Source organism: Candidatus Dadabacteria bacterium, assembly GCA_026706695.1.
In the GTDB taxonomy this organism is placed as follows: domain Bacteria; phylum Desulfobacterota_D; class UBA1144; order Nemesobacterales; family Nemesobacteraceae; genus Nemesobacter.
The window spans coordinates 1-2,221 of record JAPOYE010000091.1 but is presented as its reverse complement, the minus strand read 5'-3'; the positions used below and the strand labels follow the sequence as shown (position 1 = coordinate 2,221).

At 48.2% G+C, this 2,221-nt stretch carries 2 protein-coding genes; one reads left to right on the top strand and one right to left on the bottom strand.

All coding sequences use genetic code 11. The features are described from left to right. Positions 1-233: 233 nt before the first annotated feature. On the bottom strand, positions 234-1,580 hold the full coding sequence (locus OXG10_06985) for a hypothetical protein (GenBank protein MCY3827102.1): 1,347 nt from the start codon (positions 1,578-1,580) through the stop codon (positions 234-236). A 152-nt stretch (positions 1,581-1,732) separates the two neighbouring features. Between OXG10_06985 and OXG10_06980 the strand changes: the two genes are divergently transcribed. Next, on the top strand, positions 1,733-1,912 hold the full coding sequence (locus OXG10_06980; protein ID MCY3827101.1) for a hypothetical protein: 180 nt from the start codon (positions 1,733-1,735) through the stop codon (positions 1,910-1,912). Positions 1,913-2,221 lie beyond the last annotated feature (309 nt).

Sequence of the window (2,221 nt, the reverse complement as noted above, 5' to 3'; positions counted from 1 at the left end):
CTTGGAGAATGCCGGATTGCCGTGTCAGTTGGGTTCGCGCTCGAAAACCTCAACCAAAAAAAATCGCTACAGCGCAAATCCCTCTTAAGGGCATCTCTAAAAACAGCCATACATTCAGTTAAGCTTTAAACAGCGAGAAAGTATATCTGCACCCTCCGCTCTGTAATTTTACGGGGGAGGGGGTAACCAGCTACGAATTCCGGAAAAAGCTTCCGGAAAATCTCCGTTCTTGCCTAAGCGCGCCTTCTCAAAAAGACAGCTGAGAACAGAACGGATGCTATCAGGAACATGTTAAGCAACGCGCTCTGGGATGTATGCCCCGTCCCCGCGATCGCACATCCGTCGTCATCATCGCTACAGGGGCCCTCTCCGGGATAAGTTCCGGAACCGAAGATGTAAGGCCGTTCAGGAGAAGGGAAAGGAAGACCAGTTGCTTTAGTAACTGCCTCGGCGGTCAGTGCGTTTAAGTCTGCCAGCTCGATGTAGCTTCTCTTGCATGAAGTTCCGGGAACTGAATCCATCTCAAACCAGCCCTCAATATCGTCGGCTTCGGTCGTGGGATCGTCCCAGCGATAGTTAACGTAGGTGCTTGTTCCTTCTCCTAATTCTCTGTTAAACAGTCTCGCTATACTTTTGTCATCTCCCGGCAAACTATCATCATTCAATTCGAGGCTGGCGCCGTTCAAGTCAAAGTTGTTTCCGTTGAAAAGCACCGTGGAGGCTTCCAGGTTCGCATCCATTACGAAGACATATATGTTTTCATGTTCGAAATCCCCGCTTCCAAAGCAAGCGATTTTATCGAATACTCTTGCACCGATTTTCAATCTAATTTCTTCTTGTTTAGCCGGATCACTATCCGAAAACACTTCGGCTGTTATATCCGCCATTCGCCGTTGAAATACTCCGATAACGCCTTTCACGTAATTTTCGAGACTGGCGTCGCTCTGGCTTTCGAAAACATCCTCGGCGCTAGTGTCAAGCATGAACTCGGCACAGTCGGGAACAGAGAAAGCGGAGTCGTCTTCCGCGTGATGAAGGCCCGCTATGGTAGTCACAACATTTCCACCAAGAGTCTTTACTTTTTTCGCACAGGCTACTCTGCCCTGGGTGTTCTGGGTGTCATACGTTTCGCAGTGCGGTGGCGCGTCGACACTCAAACCGTCGATTAAAGCTTGTATGGTGCTCGCTACCGCCGAACCCTCGGCGTCCGAATCAAAATGGTAACCGAACAGCTTGGGATATCCGGCGTGATTCGTTACAACTCCCCTTTCGTTTATACCCATTGAGTACATGTTCTTCTGGGAGTTTTTATAAGGTCCTTCCCGCCTGATGTCCCTGTTGTATATCACCACTTCTCTGGGCAGCGCATTGGCGTCATCGGCGTTTTCGGAGAAAACCTGATCATGGTAATCTATTATGTGATCAAGAAAGGCCTTCACATCCTCTTCACTTGTGGGCTCGACTTCTCCCGCGGCTATGCCCGTACCGTCGTGATCGGCGGATGCGTCCACACTGAATGAAAAAACGAGCCCCAGCGCGAAAAGCAGGTTCAAAACTATTCCGTATGTTTTAAATTTCACTCTTAATAACTCCTTCCGTAAAATTCAAGGTCACCTCTAAAAATACCTTCATATCTCAGTTAAGCTTTAGACAGCGAAAAAGTGTATCTGCTCACCCTTCCCTGTCAAGTTACAGGGCAGCGGGTGCAGACTGGAAGTCCGGAGGCAGGAAAGTGGAAGAAACAAAAGCGCGCTCAGAAGGATACAGACGCGAGATGGACAAAGAAGCGTGGGGCTGCAAGAACCACGTGAAAGTGGGTGTGTGTCACAAGCTGATAAGGGTTCCCGGAACAAGCCGCTGGGAGGGAGGTTTTTGCGGAGCGCAGGTATCAGGCGGGCCAAGGCGAACATAGGGCTTAAGAATCTGGCGTATAGCGGCAGTTGGTTTATCTTGAAAGAATTTTGGGATAGCGGTAAGGGAGAAGAGAAGGGAAGTGAGCGGGAAAATACTGGGAAATGAACTGAGAACCGTCTTGTAAGACGGAAACAGTTCATGTTGAGGGAACAGATAGAAACATCAGTTCGCAATCTTGGAGAAAACCTATTTTTAGAGGTTCCTAATATATCAAAACTGCGATAAGACTTGATGCTTATAGTTCCGGTGTTAAAAATCATCAAGGAGGGATACGTTTATGAACCACAGAATCGGTATTTTCATATTA